Raw genomic sequence first — 16,022 nt, forward strand, 5'->3', positions numbered from 1 at the left:
AATCCGAAATCCCGGCATATGCCATACGCGCAACAGTAGCGGCCGCCGATGACGCTAAGGCTGGTCCCCTGAGCGACGGGTTCGCTGTCGCCACAGCACCCAGCCCGGCGGAGCCACGCCCAGCACAATCAGCAGCAGCGGGCGCACGAACCTGCCGGTGCAGGTATCCAGAATGCAATCGTCACCGGGGCCGCCCAACGACATCGCCGCGACCGTCAACAACCACGTCCACAGCGGCAGTGCCGCCACCTGCGCCGACTGTGTCCATCGCCGGGCCGCCCAGACCAGAGCCGCGTTGACCAGACCACTGATCAATGCACTGATGGGAAAGGGAATCGAACCGATATAGGCGGGTAGCAGCAGCGCGCCAACGATTGCGGAGAGGATGCCGTCGACGGCCAGCAGCGTCAGGACGACGATCCGAATAGCGGGATCCGTCGCGCCGGTGTTCTCAGCCGACCCGGCGCTCGGCTTCGTAGCGATCAGGTGGGAACGCTGTCCAGCTGAGCAACCAGCGAACCGATCACCCACTGGAAGCTGTCGAGCCGGTCCTGCCAGTGCTGCTGGTTGTAGTCCAGGTCGGGATCCATATCAGTTCCTTCCGCGGCGGCCTCGTTCGGAAAGCCTACCGCGTGGCCACGTCGTTCACTGAGAGTCCGGCCAGCAGGTCGGTTTCCCAGCCGCGCTGATCGCGGTCTCCCGCGGCGCCGGCCGCGAGAACATAGTGCTCCTGCCCCAAAATGGGCAGGGCCAGGTTGTTCGACAGCGCGCACGCCCGTCCGGTGGGTCCGACGATGACCTGGGTGGCGTGCGCGGCCAGCGCCGCTCGCTTGGCGGGCAGTGCGGCATGGGCGTCGACGACGGCGTCAATCTGGTCATCGGAGTAGACGAGCGCGTCGAACTCACCGCTATCCGTCGGCACTGCCCATTCGGGTCGCAAATCATCGGGTTCGAGTCCGCTGAGTCCCGCCGCGATGGCGCTTTTGGCCATGACCGTCCAGTACACCTTCGGAACCGTCCACGGCGTGCCGGCATAGTCCTCGGTGGCTGCCGCACGCACTGCCGCCGTGGTGACGACATGGACGTGCACATGGTCGGGGTGCCCGTAGCCGCCGTTGGGGTCGTAGGTCACCACGACGTGTGGGCGTAACTGGCGAATCAGTGCGACCAGCGCGCCGACCGACTCGCGTTCGTCGGCGTCGATGAATCGTTGCCAATGCCGCGGCGCCGTCCCGGCCATGCCCGAGTCACGCCAGCGTCCCGCGCCCCCGAGAAAGATCGGCGCACCGACGCCCAGGGCATGCAGCGCCGCGGTGAGTTCGCCGATGCGGTAGCCACCGAGTTGGTCGGCGTGGTCGACGGCGAGGTGCGCCCAGCGCTCGCCAATGACCTCGCCCTCCTCGCCCAGCGTGCACGTGACGACATGGACCTGAGCCCCTCGAGCGGCGTAGTGCGCGATGGTGGCACCGGTGGTGAGGCTTTCGTCGTCGGGGTGCGCATGCACGAACAGCAGCCGCGGCGTCTCCTGCATGAACGCACGATACCCACGGTGCGCGGCATCGTGAATATTTAGTAGACGCTGCCGTTGCGCCAGCCGTGGCGAGTCCCCGCGTGGATAGCGGAAACGGTTGGGCCGCATGGACAGCCGCACCAACTGATGCCGCTGAGAAACGCTGGTGACTACTATCAGATGATGATTCAGCAGAGCACCGCAGTCCGCAGCCGACGGCGTGGCCGAGAACTCGAGCACGCGTTGTACGACGCGGCGTTGGCCGAGCTTGCGGCGGTGGGCTACGGCGGGCTGACGATGGAAGGGATCGCCGCGCGGGCCCGGACGGGTAAGGCCGCTCTGTATCGACGCTGGTCCAGCAAGCATGACTTGGTGCAGGCCGCCATGCAGTACGCGTTGCCGCCGCTGGCGGAGCCGCGCCCGGACCGGACGGCACGCGAGAATCTGCTGGCGGTCTTCACCGCGCACTGCGATGTGCTGGCGGGCAAGACGGCGTTTCCCAGCTTGGCCATCATCGGCCAGCTCATTCACGAACCTGAACTGCGCGCCATCTTCGCCGACGCCGTGGTGGCTCCCCGGCTGCGGATCATCGAATCGATTCTGGGAGCCGGCGAACGTAACGGCGACGTTGATTCAGACGCGCTCACGTCGCTGACTGCGCGAGTCGGACCGGCGTTGATCAATCAGCATCTGCTGCTCACCGGCGCTCCGCCGAACAAGCGCCAACTCATGCGCATCGTCGACACGGTGATCCCGGTGCGCAGCGAATAGCTCTGCGGCGCAGTGCAAACGCCGGCCCTACCGGGCTGTTTTGACCCACTCCCCCGCGTCGCCGACGATCCCCACCGGCACCGAGCCGGAAAGGCTCACGTTTTGTACGCTGGGTCCGGCTGCGACGATCGTGGTGTCCTGAAGGATCGGCAGCACGGCGGACATGTTCCACAGCCGCGGCTCGACCGCATTGATCACGTCGTTGATGTTCTTGGTGCCGTTGAGCGCGGCGTCGATATTGGACTGGATGCTGCGGTCGCAGACTCCGGTGATGTTCGACGGCGCCTGCACCAGCGCGCCCGGCTCCGGCGCCCGGCTCGATCCCGGCGTCGGTGTCCCCGGAGCCGCCTTGGATGTCGGAGACTCGTCAGCGTTGGACGTCGGCGCCGCCGCGGTCGACACTGCCGTCGCCTCCAGGGCGGGGCAGCCGTACCGCGAGGCCAGCAGCGTCGCCAAATTCCCGCCGGCCTGGCGCCACCCGACGATGGCGTCCACCCTGTTGTCGACCAACGCCTCGCGGTAGAGCGCCACCGGATCCAGCCCCAGGACCGTCGCGGCGATACCGACGTTGCGCAACTGGTCGGCAGCGGTGTTGGCAACGGCGATCGACGTCGGGTCGTTGGCGGCCACCCCGATAACCAGTGACAGCTGCTTGCCGTCCTTACTGACCCGGCCGCGGGTGACTTCGGGCGGCCCGGCGCCCAGCGGTGTGGTCGGCGAATCCGCGTCCGGTGGCGGCACGGACGCTGATGCGTCGCTTTCGATCTGGTACCCGGAGCTCTGCAGCAGCCCCAACGCCGCAGCATTGCTCATCGCCGGCGGCGCCGTCGGCACGTAGCCGGGGTCGCTGGGCGAGCGGATCTGCGCCTGATCCAGGGTGACGGTGTTGTCGCTGCCGGCTCCCACCGCGGCCAGCAGATCGACGTCGAGCAGCCCCAGAATCGCCTTGCGCACTTGGGAATCGGCCAGTTTGGGCACGTTGGCGCGCAACGTGAGCTGCATGACGCGCGGCGTCACGATCCGGGCGGTCCGCACATCCGGGATCGCAGAGAGTTGCGCAAAAGCCGCCGAGCCGCCGTGTACCTGAGCCACCTGGGTGTCGCCGTTGCGGATCGAGTCGGCCAATGCCGCGGGCGCACCGGCCCGCCGGAACAGGATCAGGTCCGGTTTGGCCGGCGGCCCCCAATAGCGGTCGTTGCGGGCGAGCAGGATCTCGTCGCGCTGCGGGTCGATGGTTTCCACCCGGAACTGTCCGCCGGTGACCGGTAGCGCGCGCACCAGCCCGGCCGGAAAGCCGCCCGGCACATCCTTGACGATGTGGGCCGGCAGGATGTTGTTGAACAACTCCCGCCATCCCGGATAGGGCTGCGCGAACGTGACGACGGCCTGCTTGCCGCCGTAGATCGACTGCACGCCGGTGATCAGGTCGTAACCGGCCGGATCCACCACACCGGGCTGGCCGACCATCTGCCGCCACAGGTACCAGAAGTCGTCGGCGGCAATCGGCGCGTTGTCGGTCCACTGTGCCTCCGGCCGGATCTTGTAGGTGACGGTGAACGGGTCTTCGCTGGTCACCTCCGCCGACACCAGCAGCGTCGGATCCATCTCCCAGCGCGACCCAGTGGGAGTGTTGGGGTCGGGCACCGGACGAAACGCGCTGGGCAGCACGAGTGCGCTGATCGCGGCGTTGACCGCCGACAGATCCGACAGCAGATGCGGGTTGAACCCCGCGCCGATCGAGTCGATGCCCATGATGATCTGTGTGACGCGCGGCGGCGGGGGCAGCGCGCTCTTCGACGTCTCGGTGCTCTGCGGCGCCGGCGGCGGGCTGACGGTGCAGCTGGCCACCACCACGACCAGCGCGGCGATCGCCAGGCGGGCGCGGCGCGCTGGTTTCGGCACGCCCAACAGGGTATCGGCTTGCGCCGAGCGTGAAGCTGCTGCGAGATTCCCGGCGATTCTTCGCAATGACTTCACGTTCGGTGACGATTGACGGTTAGGCCCGGGCCTTGGCCCGCGCGCGGCTGCGGGCCCGGGTGGTGGCGTCGAGTTCCACCTTGCGCACCCGCAACACCTCCGGCGTCACCTCGACGCACTCGTCGGTCGCACAGAACTCCATGGCCTGCTCGAGGTCGAGTTCGATCGGCTTGGCCAGCGTCTCGATCACGTCGGCAGTCGACGAACGCATATTGGTGAGCTTCTTCTCCCGGGTGACGTTGATGTCGAGATCCTCGGCGCGCGGGTTGATGCCGACAACCATGCCCTCGTAAGTGTCTTGTCCGGGTTCGACGAAGAACTGCCCGCGATCGGCCAGCTGAATCAACGCGAACGGGGTGATCGCACCGGACCGGTCGGATACCAGCGAGCCGGTGTGCCGGGACCGGATCTCACCGGCCCACGGCTTGTAGCCGTCGAACACCGCGTTGCCGATGCCGGTGCCACGGGTCTCGGTCAGGAAGTCGGTACGCCACCCGATCAGTCCTCGGCTGGGGACCACGAAATCCATTCGCACCCAACCAGTGGCGTGGTTGGCCATCTCGACCATCCGCCCCTTGCGGGCCGCCATCAACTGGGTGATCGCACCGACGTACTCCTCGGGGCAATCGATGGTGAGCGCCTCGAACGGCTCGTGCAGTTTGCCGTCGACGGTTTTGGTCACCACTTGCGGCTTGCCGACGGTCAGCTCGAAACCCTCCCGGCGCATCTGCTCGACCAGCACCGCCAGCGCCAACTCGCCGCGGCCCTGGACCTCCCAGGCATCGGGCCGGCCGATGTCGAGCACGCGGATCGACACATTGCCGACCAACTCGGTGTCCAGCCGCGATTTGACCATCCGCGCGGTCAGTTTATGTCCGGACACCTTGCCCGCCAACGGCGAGGTGTTGGTGCCGACGGTCACCGAGATCGCCGGCTCGTCGACGGTAATCCGTGGCAGTGCAACAGGATTCGCGGGGTCGGCAAGTGTGTCGCCGATCATGATCTCCGGGATGCCGGCAACCGCGACGATATCGCCCGCGATGGCCTCTTCGGTCGGTGAACGTTCGACGCCCTCGGTGGCCAGCAGTTCGGTGATTTTCGCGGCGCTGGGGCCGACGTCGCGCAGCCACGCCACCTGCTGGCCCTTGCGCAACCGGCCGTTGTAGATCCGGATCAGCGCGAGCCGGCCCAAAAACGCCGAGGCGTCCAGGTTGGTGACCAGCGCCTGCAGCGGCGCATCCGGGTTGCCGGTGGGCGGTGGAATGTGTTGCAGCAGAACATCGAACAGCGGGTCGAGGTTGTTGCCGTCGGGCACCTGGCCGTCATCGGGTTGGGCCGTGCTGGCCACGCCGGCACGTCCGGACGCATACAGCGTGGGCAGCCCAAGGGCTTCCTCAGCGGCCTTGGCCGCCTCGTCGTCGAGATCGGCTGCGACGTCGAGCAGCAGGTCGTGGCTGGCGTCGACGACCTCGGCGATGCGCGCGTCGGGCCGGTCGGTTTTGTTGACGACGAGGATCACCGGCAGGTGTGCGGCCAGCGCCTTGCGCAGCACGAAGCGGGTCTGCGGCAGCGGCCCCTCCGACGCGTCGACCAGCAACAGCACTCCGTCGACCATCGACAGCCCGCGTTCGACCTCGCCGCCGAAGTCCGCATGGCCCGGCGTGTCGATGACGTTGATCACGGTGACGCTGCCGTCGTTGTGATGGCGGTGCACGGCGGTGTTCTTGGCCAGAATCGTGATGCCCTTTTCCCGCTCCAGGTCGCCGGTGTCCAGGACCCGCTCGGTGGCCTCACCGCGCTCGTGCAGCGCTCCGGACTGCCGCAGCATCGCGTCGACCAGCGTGGTTTTGCCGTGGTCGACGTGGGCGACGATGGCGACGTTACGGAACTGCACCGGGTGATTCTGGCAGTGTGGAGGCCAGTTCGCGAAACTCGCCCACTGTGACTCGGCAGGACCGCCACCCACTGTGAAGCTCAGCAAGCTCGCCGATGCCAAGCCGAAGAAGAAGTGTTGCCGCAGCTCGCCGCGGTGCCAACGGTGTCCGGTGGTGATTCAGGCGGTGCGCAAGGCGCATCAGGACGGAACTCGGGGCAAGAAGCTGCAGAAGGTCTACCGGCGCGCCCGTCGGCGCGAGTGAGAACCGCCACACTTCGGCGTTATCGCCCCAGCGAGGCGATGCTGAGCCGTTCCAGCTCTTCGAGATGTATCGCGGTCAACGCTTCCAGCCGACCGGAGCCTTCGGCAGTGAGCTGTAGTCGGATCACCCGGTGATCGTCACTGTCGCGGACGCGCCGGACCAACCCCGCGGCCTCGGCTCGCTGGGTCAGTTCGCCGGCGCTGTGGTGGCGCAGCAGCAGGTAATCCGCGACCTCGCCGATCGTGGGTCCACGCCGGTCGGCGTGTCCGCGGATCGCCAGCAGTAACTGGTGCTGCATGGGTGTCAGACCGGCAGCCCGGGCCTGCTCGGCGCTCCACCGCTCGAAGCGGCGCAAATCGGTCCGCAGCCGCAACAACCGCGCGTAGACGTCATCGGGCAGACCCATGTCTGCCACGATATGACGATCGCCGGCCTACCAGCCGCGGCGACGGGGCGCCGACCCCACCAGTTGGTTCTTGTCGCCCGTTTCGCGGCGGCGAACCGCGTCACGGCTGCGGTAGACCACGTAGGGCCGGAACAAATATCCGATCGGCGCGCTGAATGCGTGCACCAACCGGGTGAACGGCCACAAGCAGAACAGCACCATCCCGATGGCCGCGTGCAATTGGTAGTCCAGCGGCGCGCCGACCATGTTTTCCCCGCCTGGCCGGAAAATGAAGATGCCGCGGAACCACACGCCGACGGTATTGCGGTAGTGGTACACGTGGGCGTGGCCTTCGATCCCGGTGCCCTGCAAGGTGCAATACAAGCCGACGACGAGCGCCAGCATCAGCACCACGTACATCACTTTGTCGCTGCGGGCGGTGGCCATCCGCACCGGCCCGCGGGTCGCGCGACGGTAGATGAGCAACCCGATCCCGGCCAGTGTCGAAAGCCCGGCGATGAGCCCGAAAACGACCGCCTGCACGTGGTATGTCTCCTCGCCGACTCCCAACCATTTGGTGGCCGTCGGTGGGACGACCAAACCGATGACGTGCCCGGCGAAAACCGTCAGGATGCCGAAATGAAAGATCGGGCTGGCGATCTGCAGCAGCCGCGACTCGTAGAGCTGCGACGAGCGGGACGTCCAGCCGAACTTGTCGTAACGATAACGCCACCAGGTGCCGACGATCAGGATCGCCAATGTGACATACGGCGAGATGTCCCAGAAAATTGCGGCGCGGTCCAACTCAGCCGCCTCCTTCGCGTCGCGGTGGCACGGTCAATGTGAATGGTTGCAGTCCAACCGATTCGGCGGGCGGCCCCGCTTCGGCCAATCGGTGAGCCCGCTGCACTTCCTGGTCGGTGACCGGCGGCAGCGTTTCACACACGGCGGCGACGGCGTGCGCGTAGGGCGACTGCGCGCGGGTCAACGCACCCAGCAGCACGTCGATCGGTATCCGGTGCTCGATCAGCAGCCGGCGGCCCACGTCAGGGTCGACGGTGGCGGCGAACTCGAGCACGACGGGCAAGTGGTCGGGGGCCTCGCTGCGCGGCGGCTCCACCCCCGACTCCCGGTAGGCGCTGGCGAATGCCAGCATTTCGCGGCCGCGGTTGCGGGTGTCTCCGGCGGTCCAGTACGTCAGGTACATCGTCGAGCGGCGGCGCATATCGAAGGTTTCGACGTACTCGGTGGCTGCGGCCAGTGGATCGGTGGCTCGCAACGCCGCGACGGTGCGCCCCAGCAGCTGCGCCGCGGTCCCGTCGACATGGGCCAGCAGTGCGTCCGCGGTGTCGAGGCGCTCGTCGCGGTGTTCGTCGGGATAGGCCAGCAGCAGCGAGGCCGCCTGCCAGACCAATCGGTCGGCCAGAGCCGGACCCCGCGATCTGGTCAGCAGTTTCATTGCTTCTGCTCTTCTGGGAACATCCCGGCCGGCACGTCTCCGCCATCCCAGTTCAGCAGATTCACTCGCGAAGCACGACCGCCGTTGCCGTCCGGCGGGCGCTTCTGCATCGCGTGGAAGGATTCCACCGCCACCGGCACTGGGCCCTCGGTGGGGTTGGCGAACGGACCCGACTCGTACATGCCCGGGCCGCCGTCGCTCGACAGTGAGCACTCCATGTCGGCGGCCGCCGCCGGGATCTCACCGGTGTAGGCAGTCGGGATCACATAACGCTCTTCGTATTTCGCGATGGCCAGCAGCCGGTACATCTCGTAGATCTGTTCCTCGCTCAACCCGACCGCCGCCGGGATGTGCGGCTGGGTCTCGCGTCCGAGATTGATGTCGCGCATGTAGGAGCGCATCGCGGCCAGCCGCTGCAACACCTGGTCGACGACTTGGGTGTCGCCCGCGGTGAACAGCTCGGCCAGGTACTGAATCGGGATACGCAACGCTTCGATCGCGCCGAACAGGTTGCCGACGTCTTCGCCGTCGTGTCCGTCGCGGCTGACGGCGTCGACCACCGGGGACAGCGGCGGGATGTACCAAACCATCGGCATGGTGCGGTATTCCGGATGCAGCGGCAGCGCCACCTTGTAGGTGTTGATCAGCGCGTAGATCGGCGACCGCTGGGCGGCCTCGATCCACTCGTCGGATATGCCTTCGCCGCGCGCAGCGGTGATCACCTCGGGATCGTTGGGGTCCAGCAGGATTCGGCGCTGCGCCTCATACAGGTCGGTATCCCGCTCCACCGACGCCGCCTCCAGCACCCGGTCGGCGTCGTAGAGCACCAGACCCAGATAGCGCAGCCGCCCCACGCAGGTCTCTGAGCAGATCGTCGGCAACCCGACTTCGATGCGCGGATAGCAGAACGTGCACTTTTCGGCCTTGCCGGTCTTGTGGTTGAAATACACCTTCTTGTAAGGGCATCCCGACACGCACATCCGCCAGCCACGGCAGCGGTCCTGGTCGACCAGCACAATGCCATCCTCGCTGCGCTTGTACATCGCGCCCGATGGGCAGGATGCCACGCACGACGGGTTGAGGCAGTGCTCGCAGATCCGCGGCAGGTAGAACATGAAGGTCTCTTCGAGCTTGAGCTTGATCTCGTCGCTGACCTTCTTCAGCACCGGGTCATCGCGCAGCGTTTCCGTTGAGCCGGCGAGGTTGTCGTCCCAGTTGACTCCCCACTCGATCTTCATCGGCTTGCCGCTGATCTGGCTGCGCGGTTGCGCAACCGGGAACGTGTCGCCCAGCGGTGCCGACGTCAGGTTCTCGTAGTCGTAGGTCCACGGCTCGTAGTAGTCGCCGATGCCGGGCAGCTTCGGGTTGGCAAAAATCCGCAACAGTTTGTGAATGCGGCCGCCATCACGCAACCGCAGCCGGCCCTTCTTGTCGCGTATCCAGCCGCCGCGCCAGCGGTCCTGATCCTCATAGGTGCGGGGATAACCCACACCCGGGCGGGTTTCGACGTTGTTGAACCAGACGTATTCGGTGCCGGAGCGGTTCGTCCAGGCCTGCTTGCAGGTCACCGAACAGGTATGGCAGCCAATGCATTTGTCGAGGTTCATCACCATCGCCATCTGCGCCATTACCTTCACTGGTACTTCACCTCCTGGCTGCGGCGGCGCACCACGGTCACCTCGTCGCGCTGGTTGCCGGTCGGGCCCAGGTAGTTGAACGCGAACGCATGCTGGCCGTACCCGCCGGCCAGATGACTCGCCTTGATCCGCACCCGGGTCAGCGCGTTGTGGTTACCACCACGCTTGCCGGTGGTCTCGGTGCGCGGAACGTCGACGGTGCGTTCCTGCACGTGATAGACGAACACGACGCCGTCAGGCATTCGGTGCGACACGATCGCGCGGCACACGAAGACACCGTTGGCATTGACCGCCTCAACCCAATCATTGTCACGCACACTGATTTTGGCTGCATCGGCTGGACTCATCCACATGGTGGGGCCACCGCGCGACAGCGACAGCATGTACAGGTTGTCCTGGTAGGTGGAATGGAATGACCACTTGGAGTGCGGGGTCAGATACCGCACTGTCAGGCCGATTCCATCACCTGTCGGGCCGAGCTCGGGGGCGTCGAACAGCCGCGCCATGTCCAGCGGCGGGCGGTAGACCGGCAAATGCTCCCCCAACTCCTCAATCCAGTCGTGCGCGAGATAGAAGTGCATCCGCCCGGTCAGGGTGTGGAACGGCTTGAGGTGTTCGATGTTGATCGTGAACGGTGCGTAGCGGCGGCCGCCGGTCTCGCTCCCGGACCACTCCGGGCTGGTGATCACCGGGACGGGACGAGCCTGGGTGTCGGCGTAGGTGATACGGCGCTCTTCGCTGCCCTCAGCCAAGTGGGCCAACTGCTGGCCGGTGCGCTTCTCCAGTTCCCGGAAGCCCTCGACGGCGAGCCGGCCGTTGGACGTTCCGGACAGCGCGAGTATCACGTCGACCATCCGATCGGCCTTGGTGATTGCCGGACGGCCTGCTCCCGCACCGGAATTCATCACCCCGAACTTGGCGGCCAGTTGCCTGACCTCCTCGAAGGGATGCACGGTGTAGCCCTTCACCGTCAAGCCGAACTTGTCGACCAGCGGGCCCAGCGTCATCCACTTGTCGTAGATCGCGGTGTAGTCGCGCTCCACCACGGTGAGCTTGCCCATGGTCTTGCCCGGCACCGGCGTCTCACCGGTTTGCAGCCAATCACGTTCGGTGCCATCGGGATAGGCCATCGCGTCCGCAGTGTCGTGCTGCAGTGCGGTGAGCACCACGTCGCTGCGGGTGCCCAGATGCCGCTTGGCCAGCGTGCTGAAAGTGCGAGCGATGGCGCCGAAAGCGTCGTAGTCGCTGCGGGTTTCCCACGGTGGGTCGACCGCGGCGCTGAATGCGTGCACGTAGGGGTGCATGTCGGTGCTGGATATGTCGGCCTTCTCGTACCAGGTGGCCGCTGGCAGCACCACGTCGGAGACCAGCGTTGTCGACGTCATCCGGAAGTCGATCGACATCATCAGGTCGAGCTTGCCCTCGGGGATGTCGTCGCTGGGCGGATCGGCCTGCACGTTGGAGTCGGTACCGAGCAGGTGGCGCAGGAAGTACTCGCCGCCTTTGCCCGACGAACCGATCAGGTTGGCCCGCCACACGGTAAGCACCCGTGGCCAGTTCACCGGATTGTCCGGGTCGGTGACCGAGAGCTTGAGCTTTCGTGCAGCCAGTTGCTCGGCCACGTATTCGCCGGGATCTTGGCCGGCTGCCAGCGCTTCGTCGGCGACATCGAGGCTGGAGCGGTCGAACTGCGGGTAGAACGGGCTCCAACCCATCGCCGTCGCCGAGCTCAGCACGTCCATCGTGTGCTTGTCGGCGAACCGGCCCCGGCCCACCGGGCTGGACAGTTTGTCGGCGCCGTAATTGTCGTAGCGCCATTGGTCGGTGTGGGCATACCAGTACGAGGCGCCGGGTACCTGCCGCGGCGGACGCGACCAGTCGGTGGCCATCGCCATCGTCTGCCAGCCGGTGAGCGGCCGGACCTTCTCCTGGCCGACGTAGTGCGCCCACCCGCCGCCGTTGCGGCCCATCGACCCCGTCAGCATCAGCAGTGCCAGCACCGCGCGGTAGATGGCGTCACTGTGGAACCAGTGACAGATGCCGCCGCCCATGATGATCATCGACCGCCCGCCGGATTCTTCTGCGCTGCGGGCGAATTCACGGGCAACCCGAACAGCCTGCGCGGCCGACACTCCGGTGATCGGCTCCTGCCAGGCCGGGGTGTTCTGGATCGTGGCGTCGTCGTAGCCGGTCGGCCATTCTCCGGGCAGCCCGGCCCGGGCCACCGCGTAGTGGGCCAGCATCAGGTCGAAGACCGTGCACACCAAATGGCTTCCCACCCGTCGCACCGGCACGCCGCGCGCCACCATCTCGCCGTGGCCGTCGGTGGTGTCGAAACTGGGCAGTGACACCAGTGCGCTGGTGCGATCACCGTTCAGGGCGTGCGGACGATCAACGCTCAGGGCCGGCACCACGTCACCGAGGTCGAGATTCCACTTGCCGACGCCCTCTTCGCCATAGCGGAAACCCAGCGACCCGTGCGGCACGACGACGGTGTCGGTGACCTCGTCGAGCAAAACCGGTTTGAATGCTCCGTTTTCTACATGCTGGCCGATGTCGGCGGCCGTCAGGTTCTTGCCCGGCACCAGCGTGTCGCCGCGCTCTTCCAGTTTGATCAAGAACGGCAAGTCGGTGTAGCGGCGCGAATAGTCAACGAAGAACGGAACCTGTTTTTGCACATAGCATTCCGACAGGATCACATGGCCCATCGCCATCGCCAGCGCCGCGTCGGTACCTGCAGCGCACGGCATCCACTCGTCGGCGAACTTGGTGTTGTCGGCGTAGTCGGGGCTGACGGTTACCACCTTCTGCCCTCGGTAGCGGGCCTCGGCCATCCAGTGCGCATCCGGGGTGCGGGTGATCGGGACGTTGGAGCCCCACATCATCAGGTAGGCGGCATCCCACCAGTCACCGGATTCCGGCACGTCGGTCTGGTCGCCGAACACCTGCGGCGACGCCACCGGAAGGTCGGCGTACCAGTCGTAAAACGATGTCATCACGCCACCGAGCAGTTCGACGAACCGCGACCCCGCGGCGAACGACACCATCGACATCGCCGGGATCGGTGAGAACCCGGCGACCCGGTCGGGACCGTATTCCTTGATGGTGTGTACGTGGGCTGCGGCGATCATCTCGGTGGCTTCAGCCCAGCTGACCCGCACTAACCCGCCCTTGCCGCGGGCCTGTTGGTAGCGACGACGGCGCTCGGGATCGGCCTGGATATCGGCCCAGGCAAGTACCGGGTCGCCGAGCCGAGCCTTGGCCTCCCGGAACATCTCGACCAGCACACCGCGCGCGTACGGGTAGCGCACCCGGGTCGGGGAATAGCTGTACCAGGAGAACGAGGCGCCGCGGGGGCAACCGCGTGGCTCATACTCCGGCCGATCGGGCCCCACCGACGGGTAGTCCGTCTGCTGCGTTTCCCAGGTGATGATGCCGTCTTTGACGTAGATCTTCCACGAGCACGACCCGGTGCAGTTGACCCCGTGCGTCGAACGCACCACCTTGTCGTGGCTCCACCGATCGCGGTAAAACACGTCGGCTTCCCGGCCGCCTCGCCGGGTGACCGTGCGCAGGTCCGCGGAGAAGTCGCCGGGAGTGAAGAAGCGACCGCTGCGCTCCAACAACTCCTCGAGAGGACCTCCGACTCGCGGCGTCACAGTCAACGAAGACCTCCTCATCAGTGCCGTATGCCTGCAGCCTCAGCGCCGCGTATTTGGGATTGGCCAGCGCCCCGACGGCGATCTCGCCGACCCGTTTGACCAGCCCCGACGAGGCCGTCACCATCGGCGGCCCACGCGCTGGTCAGCAACCGCTCACAAGCATAAGTGCTCGCGACCACGCCGAGCACGCCGACAACCGGCGGGCTGTTGATAGGCGATGCTGGGTGGCCGACCTGGCGCGCACCGTTGTCGACCGAAACCGCCGTATCCACGGGTTACACGAAACCATTCAGGCTGGCAGCAGCATGACAGGCGGACGTTAATATTCCGTTTAGCTTTGTAAAAACCCGATTACGACGCGTTCCTTCGACAGTTCTGTGGCTTTCCTGGCAAACCGCTGTGCGCGTTTCGGACAGGTCGTTGCGAAGCTGAGCCAGGCCTCTTCAGTGCGCGTCGAGCGCCCGGATCAGCGCGGGCAACCATTGCCGGTCGGCGGGGACCCAGTCGATGTCGTGCAGTTCGGCTGCGGTCACCCAACGCAGTGCGCGGTGGTCGTGCGGATGGGGTTCGCCGCGCAGCAGAGCTACCCGATATGCCCGCAGCGTCGTCGTGGCGTTCAGGGCAATGTCGGCGCCCAGGCGTTCGCCGACCTCGACCGCGTCGGCGTCGACACCCAATTCCTCGGCCAATTCACGGGCCAGCGCATCGGGCTCGGTTTCACCGTCTGCCACCTTGCCGCCGGGCAACTCCCACCGACCGGCCAGTTCCGGCGGCCGGCAGCGCTGGGCCACCAGCAGCGCCGCATCCGAGATGATGGCGCCGGCGACCACGATCTGGTTCGGCATCGCGAGTGACGGTATACCGTCGGAAGTATGGCTGTGTTAACCGATGAGCAAGTCGACGCCGCACTGCCCGAACTCGACGGATGGGAGCGAGCCGACGGTGCCTTGCGGCGGTCGATCAAGTTTCCGGCGTTTCTCGCCGGTATCGACGCGGTACGCCGGGTCGCCGAGCACGCCGAGTCCAAAGATCACCATCCGGATATCGATATCCGTTGGCGTACCGTGACTTTCGCCTTGGTGACGCATTCCGAGGGTGGGATCACCGAGAACGACATCGCGATGGCCCGCGACATCAACGGAATTCTGGGGAGCTGACCGTTCGCCCAGTCGCCGCGATCCATGCCAGCGTCGCCAGCGTGGCGACGATGTAGACCAGCCCGGCCCAGGCCAGATACCAGGGCCGGTCGCTTTGCCAGATCGTCGGCTGGGCGAAGCTCAGCAGCCACGGCACACCGATGAGCGTCAGCACCAGCCAGCCCCACCCGAGGATTCCGGCGCCGCGCTGGCGGGACAGCGGCCCGTGGATCAACCAAATCATCAACGGCACCAACCACACCCAGTGATGGGTCCAGGAAATCGGCGAGAGCAGCAACCCGAACAACTCGACCACCAGCAGTCGGCCGAGCCCGTCGTCGTTCAGCGCTCGCCAGGCCAGGATGGCCAGCACGGCGGTGACCGCAAGCCCGGCCAGCACCACCGGGCCGTAGCCGGCGTCGTGGCCGACGAGGCGTGAGATGGCCCCGCGCCACGATTGATTGAACGACGTCGCGACCGGACCAACCCGGCTGGTGTCGCGCAACAGCACGGTGAAGTAGTAGCGGGTTTGATCGCCGACGACCAGCCACGACACTGCGACGGTGGCCATGAACACGACCGCTGAGAACACCGCGGCGCCCCACCGCCGGACTCCGAGGAAGTACAGACCGGTGATCGCCGGGGTCAGCTTCACCCCCGCCGCTACACCGACCAGCAGACCCGACAGCCACCACCGGGTGGTGTAGACCGCCAACAGGCCGGCCAGCACCAAGAGCACATTGACCTGTCCGTAGTCGAAGGTGCTGCGCAACGGTTCGATCCAGATGGCGACGGCGGTCCAGCACATCGCGACACGATGCCCTTCACCGGCCGCCACGCCGAGCAGTCGTTGGCTGATCCGTACCACGCCGTAGAGCGCGGCCATAGTGCCGACCTGCCAGCAGAACGCCACCAGTCCGAACGGCAGCAGGTGCAGCGGATAGAAGACGACCGCCGCGAATGGTGGGTAGGTGAACGGCAGCGGGAAATCGGGTGTCTGGTCGGCGTAGACGTAGCTGTACAGCGTGCCGGGGTGGTCGATGGCGGCTGCGCCGCCGATGTAGACGTGCAGGTCGACGAAGTTGGCGCCGTTGGGCACCAAGTAGGTCCAGGCCAGCCGCGCGGCGACACTCAAGAACAACAGCGCCGGCGCGGCAGCGTTCAACGAGATCGCGCGCCGGCGGATGATCGGTGCCGCCGGGGCGGCCGGGGTCGTGTCTATTCGCCCGACTCTAGCGATGGCGCTATCGATCAGGCAGCGCCGTCTGGCCGGATAACCGCAATCACTCGGGTGCGTAACGATCGAATAAATGCCACACGTGTCACTTGAGTCACTTTGGCATCACG

At 66.3% G+C, this 16,022-nt stretch carries 14 protein-coding genes; 3 read left to right on the forward strand and 11 right to left on the reverse strand.

Features of this window, described 5'->3' with window-relative positions; genetic code table 11:
* Positions 1-54: 54 nt before the first annotated feature.
* Together AC5Y49_RS09845 and mshB are read right to left on the reverse strand one after the other, a co-directional pair.
* Positions 55-486, reverse strand: coding sequence for a hypothetical protein (locus AC5Y49_RS09845; RefSeq protein ID WP_499887221.1), 432 nt, complete (start codon positions 484-486; stop codon positions 55-57).
* Positions 487-625: 139 nt separating this feature from the next.
* Positions 626-1,531 (reverse strand): N-acetyl-1-D-myo-inositol-2-amino-2-deoxy-alpha-D-glucopyranoside deacetylase, encoded by a 906-nt coding sequence (gene mshB, locus AC5Y49_RS09850; RefSeq protein WP_499886515.1) that lies wholly within the window; start codon positions 1,529-1,531, stop codon positions 626-628.
* 159 nt (positions 1,532-1,690) lie between these two features.
* On the opposite strand from mshB, the gene AC5Y49_RS09855 reads away from it, so the two are divergent.
* Positions 1,691-2,281, forward strand: coding sequence for a TetR/AcrR family transcriptional regulator (locus tag AC5Y49_RS09855; protein WP_499886517.1), 591 nt, complete (start codon positions 1,691-1,693; stop codon positions 2,279-2,281).
* Positions 2,282-2,308: 27 nt separating this feature from the next.
* Here AC5Y49_RS09855 and AC5Y49_RS09860 read toward each other — a convergent pair whose 3' ends face one another.
* Together AC5Y49_RS09860 and typA are read right to left on the reverse strand one after the other, a co-directional pair.
* Entirely contained in the window at positions 2,309-4,189 is a 1,881-nt protein-coding gene (locus tag AC5Y49_RS09860) for an ABC transporter family substrate-binding protein (protein WP_499887223.1), read from the reverse strand.
* 88 nt (positions 4,190-4,277) lie between these two features.
* Complete coding sequence (gene typA / locus AC5Y49_RS09865) at positions 4,278-6,152, reverse strand: translational GTPase TypA (protein ID WP_499886518.1); 1,875 nt, start codon at positions 6,150-6,152, stop codon at positions 4,278-4,280.
* 73 nt (positions 6,153-6,225) lie between these two features.
* Here typA and AC5Y49_RS09870 point away from each other — a divergent pair, with 73 nt between their 5' ends.
* Positions 6,226-6,396 (forward strand): hypothetical protein, encoded by a 171-nt coding sequence (locus AC5Y49_RS09870; protein ID WP_499886519.1) that lies wholly within the window; start codon positions 6,226-6,228, stop codon positions 6,394-6,396.
* Positions 6,397-6,415: 19 nt separating this feature from the next.
* Here the strand turns inward: AC5Y49_RS09870 and AC5Y49_RS09875 are convergent, their stop codons facing one another.
* The 6 genes from AC5Y49_RS09875 to AC5Y49_RS09900 all read right to left on the reverse strand — a co-directional run bounded on the left by AC5Y49_RS09875 (position 6,416) and on the right by AC5Y49_RS09900 (position 14,384).
* Positions 6,416-6,802 (reverse strand): MarR family winged helix-turn-helix transcriptional regulator, encoded by a 387-nt coding sequence (locus AC5Y49_RS09875; RefSeq protein ID WP_499886521.1) that lies wholly within the window; start codon positions 6,800-6,802, stop codon positions 6,416-6,418.
* Between the two features lie 27 nt (positions 6,803-6,829).
* Positions 6,830-7,585, reverse strand: a complete 756-nt coding sequence (gene narI / locus AC5Y49_RS09880) for a respiratory nitrate reductase subunit gamma (protein WP_499886522.1) — start codon at positions 7,583-7,585, stop codon at positions 6,830-6,832.
* A 1-nt stretch (position 7,586) separates the two neighbouring features.
* Entirely contained in the window at positions 7,587-8,240 is a 654-nt protein-coding gene (gene narJ / locus AC5Y49_RS09885; protein ID WP_499886524.1) for a nitrate reductase molybdenum cofactor assembly chaperone, read from the reverse strand.
* On the reverse strand, positions 8,237-9,877 hold the full coding sequence (gene narH / locus AC5Y49_RS09890; RefSeq protein WP_499886525.1) for a nitrate reductase subunit beta: 1,641 nt from the start codon (positions 9,875-9,877) through the stop codon (positions 8,237-8,239). Before narH ends, narJ begins: the two co-directional genes overlap by 4 nt.
* Positions 9,874-13,542 carry a nitrate reductase subunit alpha gene (locus AC5Y49_RS09895; protein WP_499886527.1) on the reverse strand — a complete coding sequence of 1,223 codons (3,669 nt, stop codon included), beginning with the start codon at positions 13,540-13,542 and terminating at the stop codon, positions 9,874-9,876. The genes narH and AC5Y49_RS09895 overlap by 4 nt, the downstream gene beginning before the upstream one ends.
* Positions 13,543-13,982: 440 nt before the next feature.
* Entirely contained in the window at positions 13,983-14,384 is a 402-nt protein-coding gene (locus tag AC5Y49_RS09900) for a (deoxy)nucleoside triphosphate pyrophosphohydrolase (protein WP_499886529.1), read from the reverse strand.
* A 27-nt stretch (positions 14,385-14,411) separates the two neighbouring features.
* On the opposite strand from AC5Y49_RS09900, the gene AC5Y49_RS09905 reads away from it, so the two are divergent.
* Entirely contained in the window at positions 14,412-14,696 is a 285-nt protein-coding gene (locus AC5Y49_RS09905; protein ID WP_499886531.1) for a 4a-hydroxytetrahydrobiopterin dehydratase, read from the forward strand.
* Here the strand turns inward: AC5Y49_RS09905 and AC5Y49_RS09910 are convergent.
* Positions 14,674-15,930: a mannosyltransferase gene (locus tag AC5Y49_RS09910; protein WP_499887225.1), complete on the reverse strand. Its 1,257-nt coding sequence runs from the start codon at positions 15,928-15,930 to the stop codon at positions 14,674-14,676. The genes AC5Y49_RS09905 and AC5Y49_RS09910 overlap by 23 nt on opposite strands.
* Positions 15,931-16,022: the final 92 nt, after the last annotated feature.

It is taken from the genome of Mycobacterium sp. NGS62 (assembly GCF_059812285.1).